The organism is Neptuniibacter sp. QD34_54, from assembly GCF_047778055.1.
Taxonomy (GTDB): domain Bacteria; phylum Pseudomonadota; class Gammaproteobacteria; order Pseudomonadales; family Balneatricaceae; genus Neptuniibacter.
Map to the genome: position 1 here is coordinate 3,134,448 of NZ_CP180546.1, position 20,097 is coordinate 3,154,544.

Genomic DNA, 20,097 nt, shown 5'->3' on the forward strand with positions numbered 1-20,097 from the left:
TACAAATGGGATAACTCAATTCAGAATAGTTAAGGAACCGCCTATTCACCAAATTCCCTCTATAACTATCTAGATTTAAACAGCAGGCCTTAGAAGGGCACATAAAATACATTTGACATACATTTTAAAAACAATAAGATGCATTCAAATTACATCTTATTGGTTCTGTGACCTATTATTTTTCTTCATTGGCTTATTAGGTAAAGGTCACAAGTATGAAAATTCTGGCAGGAGACCATCAATATGCGCCTAGCTAGTACCAACCACTCCATCGCTAATGCCTTACTCAAAGGACATAACAATACCCAGTGGAGTGCAGTGTTGTTAACACAACACAAACAACTCGAAGAAGAAATCGCCACTATTCAACGATTACTGTCACGCGATTTTTGTCATTTGTTACAACTCGATAAGGCACTAAAAAAGTTGATAAAAGGGGTCGTCATTCATCTCGATCTAGAAACCTGCTTTCTGGTACCAACCTTACAAGGTAGCGAATTAAGCGCTAAACAAAAGCTAGCCCTTACTCAGAGTTACAAGAAGTTACAACAGACATGCCATAACACCAGCGATTACATTCATCATCTAAAACTGACCAAAGGTAATCGTCTGATCAATATGGAAAATAACCTGAACATTCAGAGTTTTCTGCAGGAAATTAGCCAACGCCTAAAAGATGAAGACTCTATCTATTCTTGCCTAGATACCGACGAGGCGACTTATGCTGTTTAACTATAGTGGTCGCGACGCCCACCTTGTTTGGTATTCACAGGAGCTTTTTACTGCAGGGTTAGATAATGGCTACGGCAGAGAAATCCTATGTAGAGGCTTCTTCTTAGATTCGGGCGCGAAAATACCCATGCGAGAACTTATCCCCTATCTATATCGCAATACCGAGCTACTTGTAAAAATGACCAGTCAGCAGATAAAAGACGCATTGGACGCTCAGTTTCAGGATGAATCTAGTATTTGGATTAATCTTGCAGGACCTCTGATTGCCTGCGATCAACTTTTTCAAAAACTCTGGCAAGACGTTCTTTTAAATCTAGATGAGAAACAGAAACAGCGATTAGTGTTAGAAATTTGCGAGCACGACATCAGTGATGAGCTTGTGTCGCGTCGTGTCTCTTTTCTAAAGCAACATGAATTTAGTATCGCCATGGATGACTTTGGCGCGGGATATTCCAATTTACAGCGGCTTTTACAAGCCCCCTTCGACATTATTAAGTTAGACGTAAAGCTGCTAAACGATGTACCAACAGACCTCTGGGCGGCCAGCTTTTATCATCAAATAATTAAGCTGTGCTCATCGAAAGGCTGCATCATCGTGGCTGAAGGCGTTGAAACCCAACTCCAATCAGACTTTGTACGCTGGGCCGGTGTCGATTTAATTCAAGGCTACCTCTACTCCACTCCATCAGAACATCGATACTTAGTCTGCGACCATACAACTGACGTTACCCCTTAGGTAAATACTTTCACTCACCTCTGCAAAGTCTATAATTACTTTAGAGTTTGAGGATAACTTTATGAAAATCGGCCAACTAGCTAAACAAACAGAATGTCCCATAGAAACGATTCGCTATTGGGAAAAGGAGGGATTAATTCCTTCCCCCTATCGTTCCGAGGGCAATTACCGAATTTATAACGAACAACATCGAAACCGTATTCTATTTATCCGTAACTGCCGCAGTTTAGATATGAGCCTCAATGAAATCCGTACCCTGTTAGAGCTCAAGGATCACCCCAGTGAAAGCTGCCAAGATATTAATGAGCTGGTAGATAGTCATATTGAGCACGTTGTTAAACGTATTCAGGCACTCACATCTTTAGAACAAGATCTACGTAATTTACGACAACGTTGTAATTCTGAGAGTGATATAGAGCACTGCGGGATCCTTGAAGGCCTCTCTTCGGATAAACCCCATACTGACCCAGAATCAGATACTCATATTAACGGTCTACATGGGCATTAAGGTAGACCTTCAGTAACGCACTTGACCCTGTAGTGACTACAGGCTTTTTAATAACCTTAGAACTATTTTTGACAATGTCGTTTTGAGGAAAAAAACAATGGCCGACAGTTGTTGTAACGCTAACCATTCTAAAAGTGCATTAGAAGATGGCCGCTTTCGAAGAGCCTTATGGATCGCTCTATGGATAAACGCTAGCATGTTTATCATCGAAATAATCGCGGGCTTTAATGCTTCTTCAGCATCTCTACTCGCTGACGCGATCGACTTTTTAGGCGATTCCGCAAACTATGCCATCTCACTGTCCGTTCTTTCTATGGGTATGTTATGGCGATCCAGAGCAGCCCTGATCAAAGGATCAACCATGCTACTGTTTGGCATAGCCGTTTTGCTAAAAGTACTATGGGATGCGTTTAATGGCCAAACTCCAGAACCAGTCACTATGGGCATTATTGGCTTACTAGCATTAGTAGCGAATGTAACTGTCGCTATCATGCTTTATACATTCCGCAGTGGCGATGCTGATATGCGATCTGTATGGCTATGTAGTCGAAATGATGCCATTGGCAATGTTGCAGTGATGATCGCTGCTGCGGGTGTATTAGGTAGTGGGCAAGCATGGCCAGATCTTTTAGTAGCAACCATCATGGGCCTATTAGCCACCAGCGCTGGCATAAGTGTAATAAAACAAGCAAGGCAGGAATTAAATACTCTACCTAGGGAATCCTGCTCCTAAAGTTTCAAAAGAAACTAAGCTCTACACTGACTAGTGTTTATATCCCTACAAACCTAGTCAGTTTAAATCCGTAAAAAGCGTTGTTATGCTCAGATCTCTATAATTGTCTGAATAATAGTAGGCTCTGTGTGAACGCTCCATCTTACCAACCCAATAGCCGCCAAAAGCGCCTCGATACCGCAACTGACGCATTGCTCGATACGATTGTTGATTTTATCGTCTACCGAATTTTTCGTAAAAAGCCTGCGCAACTGAAGTTTGATGTAGCTCCAGAACAGTTCGAAGCGCTAAAGCGGGCCTGCGCTCCTGAATGGGCAGAGCTGCTTAAAGAGCGAGAAAAAGCCAAAAAAGCATGTGACCGTCGTTTGCTAATTGGTTTTATCACGTCCCTAGCCTGTGCAGTCATTTCTATTGTGATATTTATTGGGGGCGGCCTCTTCTTAGCGATCATCCCGCTAATAATTTCAGGGCTTCAAGCAGCTAAATTCAAACAAGACTTCAATCATCATTTTGCTGAAAATTTACTGCCAAAAATCCTCGATCATTTAGACGGTTTTCATTATGAGCGTCACGGAATCATACCGCTGGATTCAGTGCGCGATAGCCGCATACTGCCACCACATCAAGAAGATTTGACCATACAAGAGGATTACCTCCGTACAGAGATTGGGGCTGTAGCTGTAGAAATGGTAGAGTGCCAGTTAAGCCGAATGAAAACTGACGCTAAAGGAAATACAAGGAAGAGCACCGAATTTAAAGGGGTGATCCTGAATATGACGCTGCCAAAAACCTTCTCTTCTCGTGTGATCCTACAAGCAAATTGGGGAAAAGTGCTTAGCTTTTTCCAGCAGAAGCCTATGGATAAAGATCAGCGTATCACGTTAGACAACAATCCCTTTGGCCAGGACTTTCATATTTACGCTGAAGATGAAGCTTATGCTAAACAGATCCTGACACCGGACTTCTTGCAAAATTACAAAAGCTTTACGGATAAGTTAGACGTGGCTGCAACTGAGATGAGCCTGTTTGGTAGCCAGTGTGTCATGCTACTACACCGACCAAAAGATCTATTTATGGCGCCTAACCTTCATGGCGACATATGTGAAGAAACAGTGCTTTATCCGATGCTACAGGAGATCGAAATGATTGAAGAACTGACGGTTATCGCACTAGAGGCTAGCGGCGCTTAACCTTCTTCAATCCTGCATTCCTATCAGCAGAAAAAAGCCCTTTTTGTTAAATTCAAAAAGGGCTTTTTAATCCTTCGCTACAACTGCACAGTCATCTACAAAGACATCACGTGGATAACCGGATAGAAAAAACTTACTGCTAGGGTAGAGCGAACTATCAACATTACTTGATTGAAAAAGGCCTGTACTACAAAAGCAACAATACCCAATAACCCCAGATAAGTAACTAACATATGCCCCAGGCTAAAGTAGCCAAACCAATCACGAAACGTCTCCACTTGAGATAGGCCTGATGCCAAACACAGGGTTGCAGATAGAATAATCACCATCTCCAATTTCACTCCCCAGTTAAGATAATTAATCTCTTGCCGGCAACGTTCATAAAGTAGATGCAGCGATGGTGGCTCTAAGGTAAAGGCGTAAACAATAGCGATAAAAATGGGTAATACAGAAAGTAAAAGTAGGTAAAACCCCATGACACCCATAGTCTCTGCGGCAACTAACCCCAATAGGTCTGAAAAACCTAAAGTAGCCAGTAATGACATGATCGCTATGTTATTAGAATGAAAAAATAAGCGGGTATAAAAGCCTTTGCAGGTCACATTTAGAAAGCCATCAAAAAAGAGGTAGCTTACCAACGCAGTTAAGACTATTACACCAATGGTATCTTGGAAGTGAAGACTCGTTAGCATTTCAACACGCCTCCCTATAAAACGGTGACGTGCTAAACAAAGCTAAACAGAAAAAGATACAATCCACTTTGGATTGTATAGGTGTGGTTTTCATGCCCATTCCTTTGAACACTTAACTTATTAAAAATCCTTTTGTCCTAGTGTGCAGTTATCTGTTCACAAGATCAACACCTGTCCACTCACAATAAGCTCATCGACCTCTCCAACACGTTTTTGACTATAGTGAAGAGATAAACGTATTTTCTGCTGTCTTATAGAGGTATTCCGTTGTTACGACGCCCTTTCATCTACACACTAGTGCTAACGGCTCTTTTTTGCATTAATACCGCTAAAGCAGATGCCGATACATTAGTTGTTGGCGCTGATTCTTGGCCTCCGTTCCGCTTCGTGACGCCTGAAACCGTAACTGGTATTGACCACGAGTTATGGAAAAAGTTGTCTGAACGAATAGGCTTTAAGGTCCACTACTTACGCTGTCCATGGAAACGTTGCTTGCGGATGATGAAAAATGGTCAGATCGACGCGATGAGCGGTTTAGCATGGCGCGAAGAAAGAGCTGAATACATTACCTACGCTTACCCTCACTACTACAGTTGCAGTACCCAACTCTATCTTCCTCATGGTAAGTCTCGCCGCATCAGCAAACATAGAGATATGCATGCGATGACCATTGGCATGGTGGGTGGCTCTGCTTATTACACAGAATTTGATCAAGATACAGATATCTATAAAAAAAATGTGACTCAAGAAGCTGTGCTTCCCAACCTATTGTTAGAGGGAAGAATTGATAGTTTTATCGGCACCGACTGCCAAGCAGATTATGAGCTTGCTTCACGAGGTTTAACGCCTCAAATAGATAAAGCAGTTTTTAAACCTGGAAACAGGGTCGATCTATTTATTGGCCTATCTTCAAATTCTCGTTGGGCACTACGGAAGGATGAGTTTGATCAAGCTTTAAAACAACTTCGCGAAGAAGACTTTGAAGGAAATGCACTTAAATTAATTTCCCCTTTTGCAGTTGAATAACACTATCTACTTAAAATAAAACTTACCCCAGTTTTCTGTGGATAAGCGTGTATATTAATTTTGGACAACCGTTAAAAAGCCCATGAATAAAGGCTTATAGCGGCTTGTTTATTTTTTAACCTTGTGAATTAAGCTTTCAGTTATTACCCTTTAAATCAACACCTTAATTCAGAAAACCCACCCTTTTTTGCATCTTTTTCATAATTAATTTTCAAAATCGTGCAATCAAAACACCTACTGGTTCGTCTTTAAAGGCAGCTACACCTTAACGCCCCAAGAGCACCTGTCACTTCAAAGCAAACAACATGCTTACACCCCAGTTTTGTTGTTCAACTTGGAAAAGCTCAGCGGGGCATTTTTTTTATCTGCAAGGCTTATATAGATGAATAATACCCTTACTCACAATCGACAAAGAGACTACGATGAAGCAGCTCTATATTTACGCTTAGGTCTCGGTATTCTTTTTATTATTGGCGGCGTATCTAAACTCAGCCAGTTACTTTCCAGCACTAAACATGATGCCATCGTTGCTAATTACATGGGATCAACAGGCTATATTAATGAGCTTTTTCAACAATATCTGTTTACGGGTTTCTTAGGCGAGCTATTAACTCCATCTCTCTTTCTGACCTCACTTTCAGCTTTTGAGCTTATCTCTGGTATCGCCTTAGTCGTTGGTTTTTTAGTGAGACCTCTAGCACTTATTTATGCTTTCCTGCTTTGGAGCTTTGTATTCTCATTACCCGTCATGACGGTGCCTGACACTGAGATTGCGGTAAAAACCTATACCTCCCCGGCCATGTTTGTACAGATCAGAGATATCGCGCTTTCCGGTATGATGTTTGTGCTTTTTAATCTGGGCCCAGGTCGTTATAGCCTTGACGTTTTACATAGACAGCATGATTACGGCATCAGTTGGGATGCCCTAGGGTTACTGCTCCGCCTCTCGATTGGCATCATGTTTTTAGTCAGTGGTAGCTTCGGCGCGTTCGCAAAAGTCCCTACCTTTGCTACGTGGCAACCTCTACTGTTACTTGCGGGCCTAATTATTCTATTTGCACCACCGATATTAGTTAGAACAGCAGGTGCAGTAACCGTAGCTATTATGCTCTGGTATATGGGCTATAAGCTTAATTTTGATAAAAGCCTAATCGCTAACCTAAATAGCTTTAAACGCGAATTTGCTTTTCTTGCTGCTGGGGTTGTCTTGATTCGTTTCGGTGGTGGCGAACGTTTTGCCCTAAATGATTTGATCACACGCCTCAAAAATTCGTTTAAGAGACCATCGGAGGCAAAAATAACCGCTACCGAATGAAACTCTTCAGATAATTAGTGTTCCAAATGGCTTAGCCCATAATTATCTGATTAGGCTGCCCACACTTTATGTTTGGGCAGCCACGGTACGACTTATAAATGCTAGACAAAAATAGGCTCAACCAACTTTATCGCTATGCTTTATCCCTGACTCGAAATGAGGATCAGGCATATGACCTGCTCCAGCAGTGCGTAGAGAAATTTCTACGCACTAACTCTGCACAAATAAAGGAACCTGAAGCCTATATAAAGCGTAGCATTCGTAACGCTTTTATTGATCAATGCCGTGGGGATAACAAACTGCTTTCTTTATCTGATTTACCTGATGCAGTAGAAAAGATAAACCAAACATCATCAGACTCTTTGGAAACCTTATTTATCCAACAACGTGATGTTGAACAGCTATTAAAGCTACTAAGCGCAGAAGAAAGCGAATTACTCTATCTATGGGCAATAGAAGAGTACAGCATGACAGAAATAGCTGAGATACAGGGAGTGCCGCGAGGCACCTTGCTATCCAAAATGCACCGATTAAAAAAGCGAGTCCAACTAGAGCTAACCGAAGAGCAATGGGTTCCAAAGGAGGCGATGCAATGAAATCAACCGCACCTAAAAACTTAAAATCAGCTCTTAAAGCGCACTACCAAGATCAGTCCTTAAGTGAAGACAAGTTAGCTCAACTTCTGTCTATGCAAGAAGAGCTTAGCAACCAAGCGGATATAAATGTTGAAACCCCGAAAGCCAAAATTAGCTGGTTTGATCAATGCAAAACTTGGTTTAGACTGCCGCAATTAATGGTTCCGACGTTGGCTTTAGCCTGCATTTTTATGGTTGTCAGTTTGATGCCTATGCCTATATCAGGCCCAAGTATTGTGAATGAAATTGCGGGCCATCATGAACAGCCAAGCGAAATTTCTATATACACATCTTCTATAGATGAACTTGGACAACAGCTAACCCAGCTAAGCTTTAAACTGATTTCATCAAGCAAACTTGGAAAAGATATGTGGCAGTTGATTGGCGGTAGCTACTGTTCAATTAATGGTGAAATTGCTGCTCAGTTGAAGGTGCGCAACATTGAGAACAATCAGATCTACACTTTCTACCAAGCAGAATATCCAGAGGGCCTAACCCTAGAACAGGTTGATACTCAGAATATTATTAACAACCAAGGAACAGCTGTTACTCTCTGGCAAGAAGGCGGCTTATTACTGGGTATTGCACACACCACAGAATAAACCACACCCATTATGCTTTAGCGCATTGGTTTAGCGGTAAAGCTTCTCTGCCCAGCGTGTAAGCCCAGCTGTCACGCTACCAAAGTGATCGCCATCAACAACGTCTATATCACCCAATAAAGATGCAATTGCCTGCCGGACAGCAGGCGATTTTGTCGTACCGCCTGTCACATAAACCAGCTCAGGTGTGCAGCCGGCTTGTTTAATCACTTCACTCATCAGATCTACAATCTTAGATACTGGGCGCTCTATTGCCGACTCATACACTTCACGACTGATTGACTGAGACAATTCCTTATCAAGGTAGCTTAGATCCGAAATAACTTGCTCCTGATCAGACAAAGAGATCTTTGCCAGCTCAGCACTACGCACTAACTGATAGCTTTGTTTCTGTTCTTGCAGCTGAATTAAGCGCGCTACTTTTTCAGGCTCCGCTGCATCACGCTGCATTTGCTCCATCATTTCGATCGAAGCTAAGCTATTGAATTCGACCTGCGAGGGAATGTCATTTACAGATACGGCATTCCAGTAGGACTGAGAGGGAATAGGTAACCCATTTTTCAATTTCCCTCCCATGCCTAGAACTGGCGTTAATCCGTAGTAAGCTAGGTGAATATCAAGGTCATTTCCCCCTACCCTAGCACCACTATGACCAAGGAAGTCAGCTGAACGTTCTGGCTTATCGCGATAGCTCGGGCCCATTTTGACAATAGAACAGTCACTGGTACCACCACCGACATCGACAACTAAAACGACTTTGTCTTCCTCTAACCCCGCTTCAAAATCAATTCCGGCTGCTAAGGGCTCATACAGAAGCTCAACGTCGACAAAACCAGCTCTCTCAGCAGCACATTTCAATATACGACAAGCCTGCTGATTAGCCTCTTCCCCTCCACTACCTTGGAAGTTAACCGGACGCCCTATTACCGTTTGGGTGATCGAATCACCCAGTGATTTTTCTGCCGCCTGCTTTATCTGGAACATCATGGCTGTGACGACATCTTCAAAAAATGCCAAATGCTGGGTTTGTAAGCCACTCGCGCCTAAAAAGGATTTTGGAGATTTAACAAAATAGCCTTCTTCTGGCAGATCGATATATTGTTCAATTGCTTCCTCGCCAATAAAGAGAGTCTGCTCATCAGATAAAACGCCTAGAGACAAACGAGACGCAGACGCCTGCCTTAATTGGAGACTTCTCTCTTTTAGATAAGTATCACGAATCTTAGGATTACTAATTTGACGCGCAACACCCTCGCAGATTAATTCGCGAGAGAGTGCATATAGAGTAGAAGGTACATATTTCTGCTGCTGATAAAGTGACAATAACTGCACACTATTATCTGCTTTCAGAACGCCCATGGCACAATTTGAACTACCGTAATCAAAACCAGCAATCATGCTTTCGATCTTATTTCTTCAGAAAAAGGGCGCGCAAAATAACACTTTTTAACGCCCTTGATAAGCACCAAATTCCTCTATAAATAATCCTCAAGTTAAGCATGCCACTTGTAAGAAAATAACAATCGTTTTTTAACTTTCCAGCCTTTGGATAACCTTAAGCTACAAAGGGCAAGAAGAGAGTAGGTACTTACATAACACGCCCAATACACTTGTGAACAAACTTCCAAAAATAGAGCGCTTATCGTTGATAAAGCCGATTACTAGTTTCTCCCCACAAACTGTGGATAAGCTTGTTAACTAATTATGGACATCCTCCATAAAGCCCATGATTATTAGCCTGTAGAGAATTGATCATATTTCAACCTTGTAGAATAAGGATCAAAGCGATCGGTAATATCAACATTTTTGTAAAATTTTTTCTTACTCAAAAAGCCTGTATAAAAATCAACCAGTCAAGCCCTAACAGTAAAAAAATCCATCCACGCAAGCTGTGGATAAAACTGTTAGTTAATTCTGCGTATCCCTCTCAAAGCCCATTGTTGCGGGGATATAAAAATCTGGTTGTTTTTTACACCGTAAAAATTTTTTTTCTTACTAATTGATTTTGCACAGCATAAACTCCTCGCTATATTAAATTTGTCCATAACAACGGGTATTGCTTTTCTGATGTCACTCACACTTTTGTCCCTGTTTATTCCGACCTTCTTTTTTGTCTCCATTACACCCGGAATGTGTATGACCTTGGCATTGAGTCTAGGTATCTCTATTGGCGTCAAACGTAGCTTGCATATGATGTGGGGAGAGTTAATTGGAGTTGGTTTGGTGGCCGCGTCCGCAGCTTTAGGTGTCGCGGCAATAATGCTGAACTACCCAGAAGTGTTCACTATTCTAAAGTGGGGCGGTGGCGCTTACCTTTGTTGGCTAGGTTATGAGATGTTTTGTTCTAGAGGCAAGCTAGTCATTACCGAGCCTGGTGAACAAAAACAAGAAGTTTCAGGATTACAGCTAGCAACAAATGGTTTTCTTACTGCCGTGGCGAATCCAAAGGGCTGGGCATTTTTTGTCACCCTTTTGCCTCCCTTCATTGATGCCGATCTACCTATGGCGCCGCAATTAGCCATACTGGTTGCTTTGATTCTTTTACTTGAATTCATTTGCCTGCTTATCTACGCCAGTGGCGGTAAACTACTAAAGCACCTTTTAATGGAACGCAACAACGTTCGCCTTATGAATCGAATCGCCGGAAGCCTAATGATTTTGGTTGGTTTGTGGTTAGCTTTAGGAAAGTAATAAAAAACCCCACCAGCTCAGCTGGCGGGGTCTGGTTACGTTTCCTTAGAAGGGATGGACATAAGTCCTAGAAGCGTAAAACAGTTTTCGGCAGGCCTCCTATAAGATCAACCCTGCACTGGTATATGATCATCAGAATTTAAACTTGGCACCCAACACAACCGAGCGACCCGGCTCATTCAAAGTAATATCTGATCCGAACTCATGTCCATACGATGCACGATCTGAATAATCTTCATCAAACATATTATTTACAGATGCACGTAACGTGAGGTTCTTGATTGCCTGAGGAGCGTATTCAACAAATGAATTGGCAACGGTGTAGCTAGGAAAAGCCCCTGGTATCGTATTTGTACCATCATGCCCATCCATCGAGTAGTAGTACTGTACGTCAGCGCCAAAGGTTGTATTCACGCTATCAATAGACTGAACAAAATCAACTTTCAGCGATCGGCCAATGGCAGTTCCGATATAATATGAAGATGTAGATCCTTCGATACCATTAATTTCTGTATCGATATCAACATAGGTTAAACGTACAGATCCAGACTGCCATTCATAACGACCAGTCAATTCAAAACCGTCAGTTTCTACATCACTGTAAACATCAGGACCGCCAGCGTATTCTTCATCACGAATATCGTCAATATCAGTCTTAAAGAGCTTAACGCCAACTGTTAAACCGGATAATGACGCATTTAGAGCCTCGCCATTGACGTTAAGACCTACATAGCCGTTATCTGCTTCAGATTCTTTAAAACCACCAGAGTAATCCCAGCTAGGATTACCAATGTATGGCTCCATTAGCTGTACCCCACCAAATACATGGGAATAACCTGCACTTAGAGTAACAAATGAAGTTAGATCATACTCACCAGAGATATTACCGGAAACACCATCACTATCATGAACTGATCCATCTATACCTTTGATTTCATGATCATCAAAACGTGCACCAAAAGATACACGGCTGCGCTCTGTCGGAGTCAGTCGCGCCTGAGCGAACACACCTATATTTTGTGCTTCTTCCTCAAAAGTCGCCCAACCAGGAAAAATACCTTTACTCGTATCATCAAAGAAATCTACACCGGCATCGACCGTCCCTGTTCCCAATACAAATGTATTGGCAATTACACCATTTAAACTTTCGTACTCACCAAACGTTGTATAAGGAGCTCCTGTCGGTATCCAATCAAGTTTAGTCTCAGAGCGCGCAACTTTGATATATGGGTTAATTAAACCTTCAGGTGTTTCATCTTTAACCGAGAACACTAGCGTTTTTCGATCTAGGTTGTTGTTTTCTGACAAAACACCACTATTGAAATTTGCCCTTCCTGGACGATTTCCATCATCTTCAACAGCTTCATAAGATAGTTTTGTACGGTAACCACTTTCATGCAGATAGCCAATTTTAATTAGACCCGTTTTTAACGCTGACTCAGAGCCCACGACTACATCATTATTACCGTCTTCAAAGTCGTTGCCGCTTGCCTTTTTGGCATAACCGAGTACTTCAAAACCACCTGAACGGCCATATAACGAGATATGTCTATCAAATGTATCGCCATTAGTATTGTATTCAAGGCCAACAGATCCACCAAAGTTATCGCCATCTTCCAATAAGTCGGAGACATCTTTGGTCTCATAAGCAAGAGACCCGCCTAATGCACCCGGCCCCGCATCCGCAGGCGCAACACCGGCATCAACACTTACAGCTTTCAACAATTCAGGATCGATGATGTTAGTGCCTGAATGGTGGAAGAGCTTATTATTTTGACGTGCGCCATCGATAGTCACAGCTAGGTTTGTCTCTTCAATACCGTGGACATATACCTTTTGTGACGCAGAAATTGAGCTACCTACCTGTACACTTGGTGTATTTCTAAATAGGTCCTGCAAATCATTCGGGTTCAGTTGTTGTATTTCTTCTAGGCCAAGTCGATCTTCACCAACATCCGTAGCCACACCCTCTACTTGAATTGTTTCCAGACGATCAACACCTTTCGCAGACTCGTCTTGAGCGGCAGCGGTTTGGCTGGATATTGCATAACCAATCAGTAAAGACAATGTAGCTCGTCTTTGGTTTTTCTGTGAAATCATTTAATTCCTACCTACATTAAACTTATCAAACTAAAGCTGAGAGTGAACATAGCCAAAATTTTGCGCGTCACAATAACCGCAAATAACAACCATTTACAATTACGATCTATTATCAATAGCCGTAAAATAATTGTCACAACGTTTACATTTGTTACGTACAGAAGGTTTTTTCAGGTGAAAGATTTCAAGATCAGTAAGTTTATCGCTCCACTAGATAAAGGAATTAAACCCCTGGAGCCTTAGGTTATCTATAGGTGCAAAGAGGAAGGAAAATTAGGTTCTATCTGGAGGAATCCGGAGTTCAGAGAAAACTAAGATTCCCTCCACAATGATCAGCTAAAAAAGAAGAAACAAAGCGAGTTGAATTTATCTTATCCAACTCCCTCTTATACCGGTAATTTTATTCTCACCTGTAATCCACCACCGGCTATATTTGACGCTTTAATTGTGCCAGAAACGGCCTCAATCTGTCTTTTAGCTAATGCCAGCCCAAGCCCAAAGCCACCCGAATCAGCCCCCCGTGATTTTTCAACTCGATAGAACGGCTGAAAGATTTTTTCGAGTGATTCTTCCGGAACTCCAGGCCCCTGGTCACAGATTGTAAGTAAGTACTCATCATCCTGAATACTCAGTTGAATACTGACCTCTCCACCCTGAGGTGTATAGCGTAGAGCATTGCGAATAACATTCTCTATCGACTGCCCAAGAATTCGGTGACTAGAGGAATCAAGTGGCGCGCTCTCAGGCATACAACTAACGAGCTTACGATCGGGATACTCGAAACGAGCATCATCAATGATGCTATCTAGTAGGTCCACCAGATCAAGATATTCACCTTTAATCTGGGGCTTCTCGGTATCCATCCAAGCTAGGGTTAAAGCGTCCTCTGTCATTTCACGCATCTGTGCGACTTCACGCTGAATACGCTCGATATTTTCTGGACAGTTCTTTTCACTGATACTGCTAAGCGCCATTTCGATACGCGTAATGGGTGTACGCAACTCATGGGAAAGATCAGCAATTAGCTGTCTTTGGGTAACGATCAAGCCGCCCGTATGTTCCGCCATGGTATCGAAAGTTCGGGCTAACGAAGCCAACTCATCATTACGTGCCCCAAGTGATTGACTCACGCGAGCATCATAATTCCCTTCTTTGAACTGCCGAGTCGCTTTTTCCAGTTTCTGAATGGGCGTTACTAAGTGTCGATATAGCATCAAACACACCAATGCCAAAACCACAAAAGGCAGAGCGATCTGTAACAACAATTGTGCAGGTTTTAAAAAACCACCCGGCCTCATACGTTGTGGCAACCGAACCAAAAAGTGCGTGTGACCATCAACAAATGGGAGCTCCATTATCGGGTTATAGGCATAGTAAAGGTGGATCATGTATTCGACATTTCGGCCAAGCCGCAAACTGCCAGTGTAATAGTCATCCATGTAGTTACCGGCCAGCAAGGTCAAATCAGATCCGGCAATCGCAACCCAAGTATCCTCGCGCTTTTCCAGATCTTCGATCCATTGATCAAGTAACTGCATTTCACCTGCTTTATAGATTGCCTCAGCTTCAGCTGCCCAAGACTTCATCTCTAACTGGTGCTTTTCGGCAATTAGGCTCATACGTTGTTCGGTATGATTCGCAAGCCAATCGATCGCTCCGTATAAAGCAACGGTACCTGCCACTAGAATAGCGAACAGTTTCCAAAACAAACGCCGTTTCATTTAAAGCAGTACCCTTCACCATGTACCGTTTCTAAAGCTGAGACATCAATACTTCGTTGCGAAAGTTTGCGCCTTATTCGACTCACATGCATATCTAAACTACGGTCGTATCGGCTGTACTCTTTGTTAAGAACGGACTGGTAAAGGTGCGGTTTACTAAGCACTTCACCACTTTGTTTTACTAACGCCCATAACACTTTAAATTCGATAGGGGTGAGGACGACCTCTAGATCATCACGATGAACACGATTCTGTTTCCGGTCTAAGTGGAAGAAAGGTGTTTTAATAACATCTTGCTCGATCTGACTTTCTACCAAATATCGCGTACGACGCAAAATGGCTTCGATACGTAATAAGAGCTCAGTAATATTAAAAGGCTTAGCTAGGTAATCATCCGCACCATTGCTATAACCTGTAATACGTTCCTCTTCCGCTCCACATGCAGTCAGCATCATCACGGGGGTTTCGCGCTTTTGCCTCAACTTACTGAGTAATGAAAAACCATCTAATCCCGGCAAAAGTACATCCAACAAGATGAGGTCATAAGTTTTACTTAATGCGGAGACCAATCCCTGACGTCCTTCAAAACGTTGATCCGTTTCGTAACCCTGCTCTTCTAGGAGCGAGGTGATCTGATTATTTAACGTACGATCATCTTCAATAATTAAGATCTTTGCCGTTGAAGCAACACCGTCAGCCATAGTTACTACTCGATTAAATGGTAATCAATTACATTTACGAATGGAGTTTATTTCAGCTTATTCAAAAATGCAATTTCCTATAGCGTTCCCATAATCGGCAACTAAACTTATACAACAAAGTCTCTTATGGGAGGAATAAGCATGTCCGTATCAGCCACACTCTGTAGTTTTTTAGAAAATCAGGGCTGCAGTTATGACACAATCAAACACGACTACTCTTTTACTTCTCTCGATAGTGCGCATAGGGCTTCAATACCGGTAACACAGATGGCCAAAGCGGTTGTCATTCATCAGAAAAACAGGTTCACCCTTGCTGCCGTTCCTGCGATGAACAAAGTTATGCTGCCTCAATTGGCTGCAATTACCGGCTCTCCAGCCAGATTAGCAAAAGAAGCTGAAATAAAGCGTATATTTGGAGATTGTGAAGAAGGTGCTATTCCTGCTATCGGACAGGCCTACGGGCTCGAAGTGGTTTGGGATGACCGCTTAGCCGACGCAGATGATATCTACATCGAAGCGGGCGATCATCAAAACTTAATCCACCTAAAACGGCAACAATTCCAAAATTTAATGAGAAACAAGCAACACGGTGAAATCAGCTGCGCGCCTGAGGAGCTTTATGATCTAAACCATTATTAAAATACACCTCATTACATTAACCACCTTGAATATAAGTATTCAGGATTGGATTTTAGGTGCAAAAAAATCCAATTCACAGATTAAATTCAAAGCTACAGTTAAACGTAGTTAGATGGATTAAGCTAAATTTTGTAAGGAGGATTTCCATTTTTTAGTTGAGGGCATACCCAATGTATACCGCTCAGACCAAGTCCTTCGGAACGTATATCCTTTGTTGTTTAATTTCCATTTTGTTATTGAGCCTATCGACAAACGCACATTCTGGAAAGAACTTAAAAGGTAATGGTTTCCCCGCAGGCTTTCATTTCAATTTAAACTTACTTGGCAAAAAAACTCAGGCCCCCGGTGTATTCAATTGCCCTAGTGAGGCCGACTATCGCTGCCAAACAGATGATTTAGGTTTCATTCCATGTGACCCAAATATTGAAGAATGCATTCTAGTAACAGATGATTCGAATACGCAATTTTATTGCCATGAAGACCCATCCCAAAATGTAGTTTTTATTCCTCGATATGATGTCAATACCAATGCAGATACGAGTGTAGCCATTCAATCTGGTAACACTAAAGGAGGTAAAAATAAGTCAGCGCCAGCATCGGATTTAGATGGAGATGGAATTCCTGACCTAAAAGTCACAGATTGGTGTACCGAATCATTTCCAGATAGCGATGGAGCCGATGGAGCGATTGTCACCCTACCTCCCTACGACCATGGCTATGCAGTATTTGCCAGAGTTACAGGCAAACCCTGTAACAATATTAATGAAGATGGCGAGTGTGAGACAGGTACGTTATTTACCAATAGCTTTGGCTTTGTTGTAGATGACCAAGGTAATGACTTATTAGCCTTAGGTTTCGTGGATGGATCTGGCACTTGGCAGAACTTTAATCTTACCCGTGAAGAAGACGGTACAAAAACCAAAGGACCGGGTGGTAAAGGTGTAAAAAATGCGACAGACATTACCAGCGCTTTCACCTTCACTGGTTCCGTTTGTTACATATCCCCTGGTGACCAACGCTATTTCTGCGGTGAAGAGATAACAGACTCCGAACTTCCAGAAAATAGTGTCGATTCAGATAACGATGGCACAACCGATTATTGGCTGCCATTGGAAGCGTGGTTCTGGGATGATCCTGATGATAACGGCGATGGTTTAGCTACCGTAGATGTTGGTGATAATGGTGAGGATGATTGGGCCGATGTCACTACAAACCTCTTAGAAACCTATATGCTAACAGCCTATACAACTACGCAAGAGTGTTCTGTTAATGCTTACTGTTACGACACAGCTAACGACAACTATGCACTCATCAGTTCAACTGATGAATACAATGCCTGCATCGCCACAGTAGAAGCTGACATCGCTAGCGGTGCTGTTCCCAGTATTGGCTACTTTGAACAATGGAGCGATCCGAATAAATTGGTAGTCGATGCGCCTGCGGTAGGCACATGTAAAAGCTGGGAGAACGAATGGATTTTTAATATTGCTGATTTCGTAGAGTATATCTGGGGAATAGACAATAACGGTTCATATAATATCCAAGTCAGATTCTACCCTTATGATGATGTCTGCGATCAACTACCTGGAGGCTGTAGCAATTAGTTTTTCACGCCAATAAAAAAAGCCTGTTAATGCAGGCTTTTTTTATTGTTAGCAGATTAACAAATCAACCACCGCATTTTCTCCAGCCACCTTTACATTCTCCATCACCTCCTCCAGATCCTCCGCCTGAAGTAGTGACTTCAACTGAATTACTTAAAACCCATGAAGATGCTCCAGCGCTATTTCTAGCGAGGATCCGATATACATAAGTGCCACTATCCAAGCCATCATCAGTATACGACGTAGCCGTGCCATCAGGTGTAGCTACAGCGCTGAAACCACCGAGTTTACCGCGTTTATTTTGTTTACTACGCTCAATCGCATAACTGGTTACAGTACCTTGCGATGGAGGATTCCAAGTAAGCTGGACAGCACTTGTATTAGAATCGAAACTTGCAGAAAACTGTTCAGGTGAGCCCGGCTTTGTTTCTGGAGGCTCGTTATTTCCAGCTCCAATTGCACCTAATGCGTCGTACACTTGAATCAGGCCGTGACCAAAAACACTATCCCAGCCTGGACTACCTAAATCTGAAGCTGTAGTTTCAAGCGCAGTCTGAACCTCATAACGATCTAAGCTTTCATTCTTAGATAAAAGAATGGCTGCTGCAGCTGCAGCATGGGGAGCCGCCATCGAAGTACCCTGAAAAAGATAATATCCCCAACTACTTTGTCCTTGGGACCAAAGATAAGTTTCTTGGGCGACACCATCGCCAAAATTATCATTAGGAATATGAAGGTTTTGGGATGTGTTACCACCTGGCGCCACTATATCTAATTTAGGACCTTGATTTGAGTAGGGAGCAATCCCATCGACATCAGTAGCACCCACAGCTAAAGTTTCTGGATGACTTGCAGGATAACTAATCCCATTTGTGGAGCTATCGTTACCTGATGCAACAACAATAGTCACACTGGTATCGGAATTAGTCAGTGTTGAATAAGATGGATAGTTAACGAATTGTTCCAGCGCATAATCAGCAGGGTAACCAAGACTCATATTAATTACTTGAGCGCCATTATTAATAGCCCAAGCGATACCCTCAGCAATATCAGCATCCGTACCCGACCCGTTGTCATCCAAGACTTTTACTGGAAGAATACATGCACCATGAGCAAGCCCTGCTACACCAACCCCGTTATTTGTACTCTGAGCAACCGTGCCGCTAACATGGGTGCCGTGTCCATCACCATCTGCAACATTGGCACTGCCATCAATCGCATTGTATCCAGGTAAAACACAATCTATTCCGTCAGGGCCACCTGACTGTAAACCGGTATCTAATACAGCAACATTCACACCAGCACCATCATAAATCGCCCACGCTTGTTCAGCCTGAACAGCGCCAAAGTGCCATTGGTAGCCATACAAAGGGTCATTAGGTGCGAACTTTCGAGCAATATAGTTTCGGCTGGCTTTACGCCCTTTTTTTCTTAAAGCTAAGGTCTGTGATAGCTCTTTGCCGGGGGACACTTTAAGAATAGTAAGATCAGCATTCGGTAAATACTTAAGAATCTCATACCCTTCGGATGCAAAAACCTCTCCTTTTACCACTACCTCTCCCGGTCGGAACTTTATTTCTGCCATAGCCGTGCCTGCTGCAAGAGTACAGGACATTGCCATGCAGAGTAGTTTTACTGACGCTCTCATAACCAACCTACCTTGTCATTATCAAGTGATAAACAGATATCAGGCAGTGCAACTACAGTTGGCTCAAATCCGTGCCACCAAACTGACTACTCAGGAGCAAGCTTCATTTGCTTGAAGTACAAACACTATAAAACCCGACGCTTACTTTAAGTCTAGTAAGCTATCGGGAGGTCGCCAGTTAGCAAAATTCAAGTACATGTAGAGAAAATGAAGGGGATTTATAGACAAATTAGGGTGGTGAAACACACAGGCTACAGATCAGAGTGAAGTTAATGCATCAACCATACGAAGATTGAATCGCCCTTGTTGATCTTTTACATAATCGACAGGCGCAATGGTTCTCTCAAATCTCTCAATGATTTCAACTAGGTTATAACCATTTTGAGGCGCTACTCGAAGAAGAGGCAAGTTTACATCGTGACAGATCTCTTCTAGAAAAAGATCTTGTTTCTTGAACTGTTTCTTATCATAAGCGTGGTCATCCAACTCAACAGCACACACTACACGGTTGCTCGCTGGATCAGAAACAATGTAATCAAACTGACGATGCCTAATTTTTTTTAATGCTTTTCTCTTGGCACGGTCAGACTGTTCGGGCAAAGCTTCCAAAACTTCAGGCATAGGTACTTTGCAATGAACCTGATAGTGGCCACCGACGGCTTTTTCTAAAACCGATGTAAACATACGCTCTGTATGTGAAAGAGAGGAATCTAGCGTTTTAGATCTTTTTGCACGAATAATCACGACTAAAAGCAGTACACAAACAGCTGCTCCACTCGCAATATAAATCCACAATTTATCGTCCACAATAACGCCCCACCCCC

General features: G+C 42.5%; 19 protein-coding genes. 12 read left to right on the top strand and 7 right to left on the bottom strand.

The window, feature by feature from the left end; translation table 11 throughout:
* The first annotated feature begins 243 nt into the window (after window positions 1-243).
* From ACMXYP_RS14245 to ACMXYP_RS14265, 5 genes are all read left to right on the top strand, one after another.
* Window positions 244-732 (top strand): hypothetical protein, encoded by a 489-nt coding sequence (locus ACMXYP_RS14245; protein ID WP_415882295.1) that lies wholly within the window; start codon window positions 244-246, stop codon window positions 730-732.
* Window positions 722-1,468: an EAL domain-containing protein gene (locus tag ACMXYP_RS14250; protein ID WP_415882296.1), complete on the top strand. Its 747-nt coding sequence runs from the start codon at window positions 722-724 to the stop codon at window positions 1,466-1,468. Before ACMXYP_RS14245 ends, ACMXYP_RS14250 begins: the two co-directional genes overlap by 11 nt.
* A 61-nt stretch (window positions 1,469-1,529) precedes the next feature.
* A complete protein-coding gene (cadR, locus tag ACMXYP_RS14255) occupies window positions 1,530-1,976 on the top strand; it encodes a Cd(II)/Pb(II)-responsive transcriptional regulator (protein ID WP_415882297.1) in 447 nt (148 codons plus the stop codon).
* Between the two features lie 97 nt (window positions 1,977-2,073).
* The gene (locus ACMXYP_RS14260; RefSeq protein ID WP_415882298.1) at window positions 2,074-2,709 is read left to right on the top strand and encodes a cation transporter; all 636 of its coding nucleotides are present in this window, start codon (window positions 2,074-2,076) and stop codon (window positions 2,707-2,709) included.
* A 128-nt stretch (window positions 2,710-2,837) separates the two neighbouring features.
* Window positions 2,838-3,899, top strand: a complete 1,062-nt coding sequence (locus tag ACMXYP_RS14265) for a DUF3137 domain-containing protein (RefSeq protein WP_415882299.1) — start codon at window positions 2,838-2,840, stop codon at window positions 3,897-3,899.
* Between the two features lie 95 nt (window positions 3,900-3,994).
* Here ACMXYP_RS14265 and ACMXYP_RS14270 read toward each other — a convergent pair whose 3' ends face one another.
* Entirely contained in the window at window positions 3,995-4,591 is a 597-nt protein-coding gene (locus ACMXYP_RS14270; RefSeq protein ID WP_415882300.1) for a hypothetical protein, read from the bottom strand.
* A 267-nt stretch (window positions 4,592-4,858) separates the two neighbouring features.
* On the opposite strand from ACMXYP_RS14270, the gene ACMXYP_RS14275 reads away from it, so the two are divergent.
* The 4 genes from ACMXYP_RS14275 to ACMXYP_RS14290 all read left to right on the top strand — a co-directional run bounded on the left by ACMXYP_RS14275 (window position 4,859) and on the right by ACMXYP_RS14290 (window position 8,169).
* A complete protein-coding gene (locus ACMXYP_RS14275) occupies window positions 4,859-5,617 on the top strand; it encodes a substrate-binding periplasmic protein (RefSeq protein WP_415882301.1) in 759 nt (252 codons plus the stop codon).
* Between the two features lie 382 nt (window positions 5,618-5,999).
* Window positions 6,000-6,932 carry a DoxX family protein gene (locus ACMXYP_RS14280; protein WP_415882302.1) on the top strand — a complete coding sequence of 311 codons (933 nt, stop codon included), beginning with the start codon at window positions 6,000-6,002 and terminating at the stop codon, window positions 6,930-6,932.
* A gap of 98 nt (window positions 6,933-7,030) precedes the next feature.
* Complete coding sequence (locus ACMXYP_RS14285; RefSeq protein WP_415882303.1) at window positions 7,031-7,528, top strand: RNA polymerase sigma factor; 498 nt, start codon at window positions 7,031-7,033, stop codon at window positions 7,526-7,528.
* Entirely contained in the window at window positions 7,525-8,169 is a 645-nt protein-coding gene (locus tag ACMXYP_RS14290; RefSeq protein WP_415882304.1) for a hypothetical protein, read from the top strand. The genes ACMXYP_RS14285 and ACMXYP_RS14290 overlap by 4 nt, the downstream gene beginning before the upstream one ends.
* Window positions 8,170-8,199: 30 nt before the next feature.
* On the opposite strand, the gene yegD is transcribed toward ACMXYP_RS14290, so the two are convergent.
* Window positions 8,200-9,567 carry a molecular chaperone gene (gene yegD / locus ACMXYP_RS14295; RefSeq protein ID WP_415882305.1) on the bottom strand — a complete coding sequence of 456 codons (1,368 nt, stop codon included), beginning with the start codon at window positions 9,565-9,567 and terminating at the stop codon, window positions 8,200-8,202.
* 669 nt (window positions 9,568-10,236) lie between these two features.
* On the opposite strand from yegD, the gene ACMXYP_RS14300 reads away from it, so the two are divergent.
* Window positions 10,237-10,860, top strand: a complete 624-nt coding sequence (locus ACMXYP_RS14300) for a LysE family translocator (protein ID WP_415882306.1) — start codon at window positions 10,237-10,239, stop codon at window positions 10,858-10,860.
* Between the two features lie 132 nt (window positions 10,861-10,992).
* On the opposite strand, the gene ACMXYP_RS14305 is transcribed toward ACMXYP_RS14300, so the two are convergent.
* The 3 genes from ACMXYP_RS14305 to ACMXYP_RS14315 form a co-directional block, all read right to left on the bottom strand.
* Window positions 10,993-12,960, bottom strand: coding sequence for a TonB-dependent receptor domain-containing protein (locus ACMXYP_RS14305; RefSeq protein WP_415882308.1), 1,968 nt, complete (start codon window positions 12,958-12,960; stop codon window positions 10,993-10,995).
* A 386-nt stretch (window positions 12,961-13,346) separates the two neighbouring features.
* Entirely contained in the window at window positions 13,347-14,681 is a 1,335-nt protein-coding gene (locus tag ACMXYP_RS14310) for a histidine kinase sensor domain-containing protein (protein WP_415882309.1), read from the bottom strand.
* On the bottom strand, window positions 14,678-15,382 hold the full coding sequence (locus ACMXYP_RS14315; protein WP_415882311.1) for a response regulator transcription factor: 705 nt from the start codon (window positions 15,380-15,382) through the stop codon (window positions 14,678-14,680). The genes ACMXYP_RS14310 and ACMXYP_RS14315 overlap by 4 nt, the downstream gene beginning before the upstream one ends.
* A gap of 141 nt (window positions 15,383-15,523) precedes the next feature.
* Here ACMXYP_RS14315 and ACMXYP_RS14320 point away from each other — a divergent pair, with 141 nt between their 5' ends.
* Both ACMXYP_RS14320 and ACMXYP_RS14325 read left to right on the top strand, forming a co-directional pair.
* Window positions 15,524-16,021, top strand: a complete 498-nt coding sequence (locus ACMXYP_RS14320) for an aminoacyl-tRNA deacylase (protein WP_415882312.1) — start codon at window positions 15,524-15,526, stop codon at window positions 16,019-16,021.
* A 170-nt stretch (window positions 16,022-16,191) separates the two neighbouring features.
* Window positions 16,192-17,625: a hypothetical protein gene (locus tag ACMXYP_RS14325; RefSeq protein WP_415882313.1), complete on the top strand. Its 1,434-nt coding sequence runs from the start codon at window positions 16,192-16,194 to the stop codon at window positions 17,623-17,625.
* A 64-nt stretch (window positions 17,626-17,689) separates the two neighbouring features.
* Here the strand turns inward: ACMXYP_RS14325 and ACMXYP_RS14330 are convergent, their stop codons facing one another.
* Both ACMXYP_RS14330 and ACMXYP_RS14335 read right to left on the bottom strand, forming a co-directional pair.
* Window positions 17,690-19,273 (bottom strand): S8 family serine peptidase, encoded by a 1,584-nt coding sequence (locus ACMXYP_RS14330; RefSeq protein ID WP_415882314.1) that lies wholly within the window; start codon window positions 19,271-19,273, stop codon window positions 17,690-17,692.
* Window positions 19,274-19,531: 258 nt separating this feature from the next.
* Window positions 19,532-20,080: a DUF2726 domain-containing protein gene (locus ACMXYP_RS14335; RefSeq protein WP_415882315.1), complete on the bottom strand. Its 549-nt coding sequence runs from the start codon at window positions 20,078-20,080 to the stop codon at window positions 19,532-19,534.
* Between the last annotated feature and the right edge of the window lie 17 nt (window positions 20,081-20,097).

Excerpts from the sequence above, each read along its gene's own strand:
- cadR (WP_415882297.1), top strand. The coding sequence starts at position 1,530 with ATGAAAATCGGCCAACTAGCTAAACAAACAGAATGTCCCATAGAAACG.
- ACMXYP_RS14305 (WP_415882308.1), bottom strand. The coding sequence starts at position 12,960 with ATGATTTCACAGAAAAACCAAAGACGAGCTACATTGTCTTTACTGATT.
- ACMXYP_RS14260 (WP_415882298.1), top strand. The coding sequence starts at position 2,074 with ATGGCCGACAGTTGTTGTAACGCTAACCATTCTAAAAGTGCATTAGAA.
- ACMXYP_RS14250 (WP_415882296.1), top strand. The coding sequence starts at position 722 with ATGCTGTTTAACTATAGTGGTCGCGACGCCCACCTTGTTTGGTATTCA.
- ACMXYP_RS14310 (WP_415882309.1), bottom strand. The coding sequence starts at position 14,681 with ATGAAACGGCGTTTGTTTTGGAAACTGTTCGCTATTCTAGTGGCAGGT.
- ACMXYP_RS14300 (WP_415882306.1), top strand. The coding sequence starts at position 10,237 with ATGTCACTCACACTTTTGTCCCTGTTTATTCCGACCTTCTTTTTTGTC.
- ACMXYP_RS14290 (WP_415882304.1), top strand. The coding sequence starts at position 7,525 with ATGAAATCAACCGCACCTAAAAACTTAAAATCAGCTCTTAAAGCGCAC.
- ACMXYP_RS14320 (WP_415882312.1), top strand. The coding sequence starts at position 15,524 with ATGTCCGTATCAGCCACACTCTGTAGTTTTTTAGAAAATCAGGGCTGC.
- ACMXYP_RS14325 (WP_415882313.1), top strand. The coding sequence starts at position 16,192 with ATGTATACCGCTCAGACCAAGTCCTTCGGAACGTATATCCTTTGTTGT.
- ACMXYP_RS14285 (WP_415882303.1), top strand. The coding sequence starts at position 7,031 with ATGCTAGACAAAAATAGGCTCAACCAACTTTATCGCTATGCTTTATCC.
- ACMXYP_RS14270 (WP_415882300.1), bottom strand. The coding sequence starts at position 4,591 with ATGCTAACGAGTCTTCACTTCCAAGATACCATTGGTGTAATAGTCTTA.
- ACMXYP_RS14245 (WP_415882295.1), top strand. The coding sequence starts at position 244 with ATGCGCCTAGCTAGTACCAACCACTCCATCGCTAATGCCTTACTCAAA.
- ACMXYP_RS14315 (WP_415882311.1), bottom strand. The coding sequence starts at position 15,382 with ATGGCTGACGGTGTTGCTTCAACGGCAAAGATCTTAATTATTGAAGAT.
- ACMXYP_RS14330 (WP_415882314.1), bottom strand. The coding sequence starts at position 19,273 with ATGAGAGCGTCAGTAAAACTACTCTGCATGGCAATGTCCTGTACTCTT.
- ACMXYP_RS14280 (WP_415882302.1), top strand. The coding sequence starts at position 6,000 with ATGAATAATACCCTTACTCACAATCGACAAAGAGACTACGATGAAGCA.
- yegD (WP_415882305.1), bottom strand. The coding sequence starts at position 9,567 with ATGATTGCTGGTTTTGATTACGGTAGTTCAAATTGTGCCATGGGCGTT.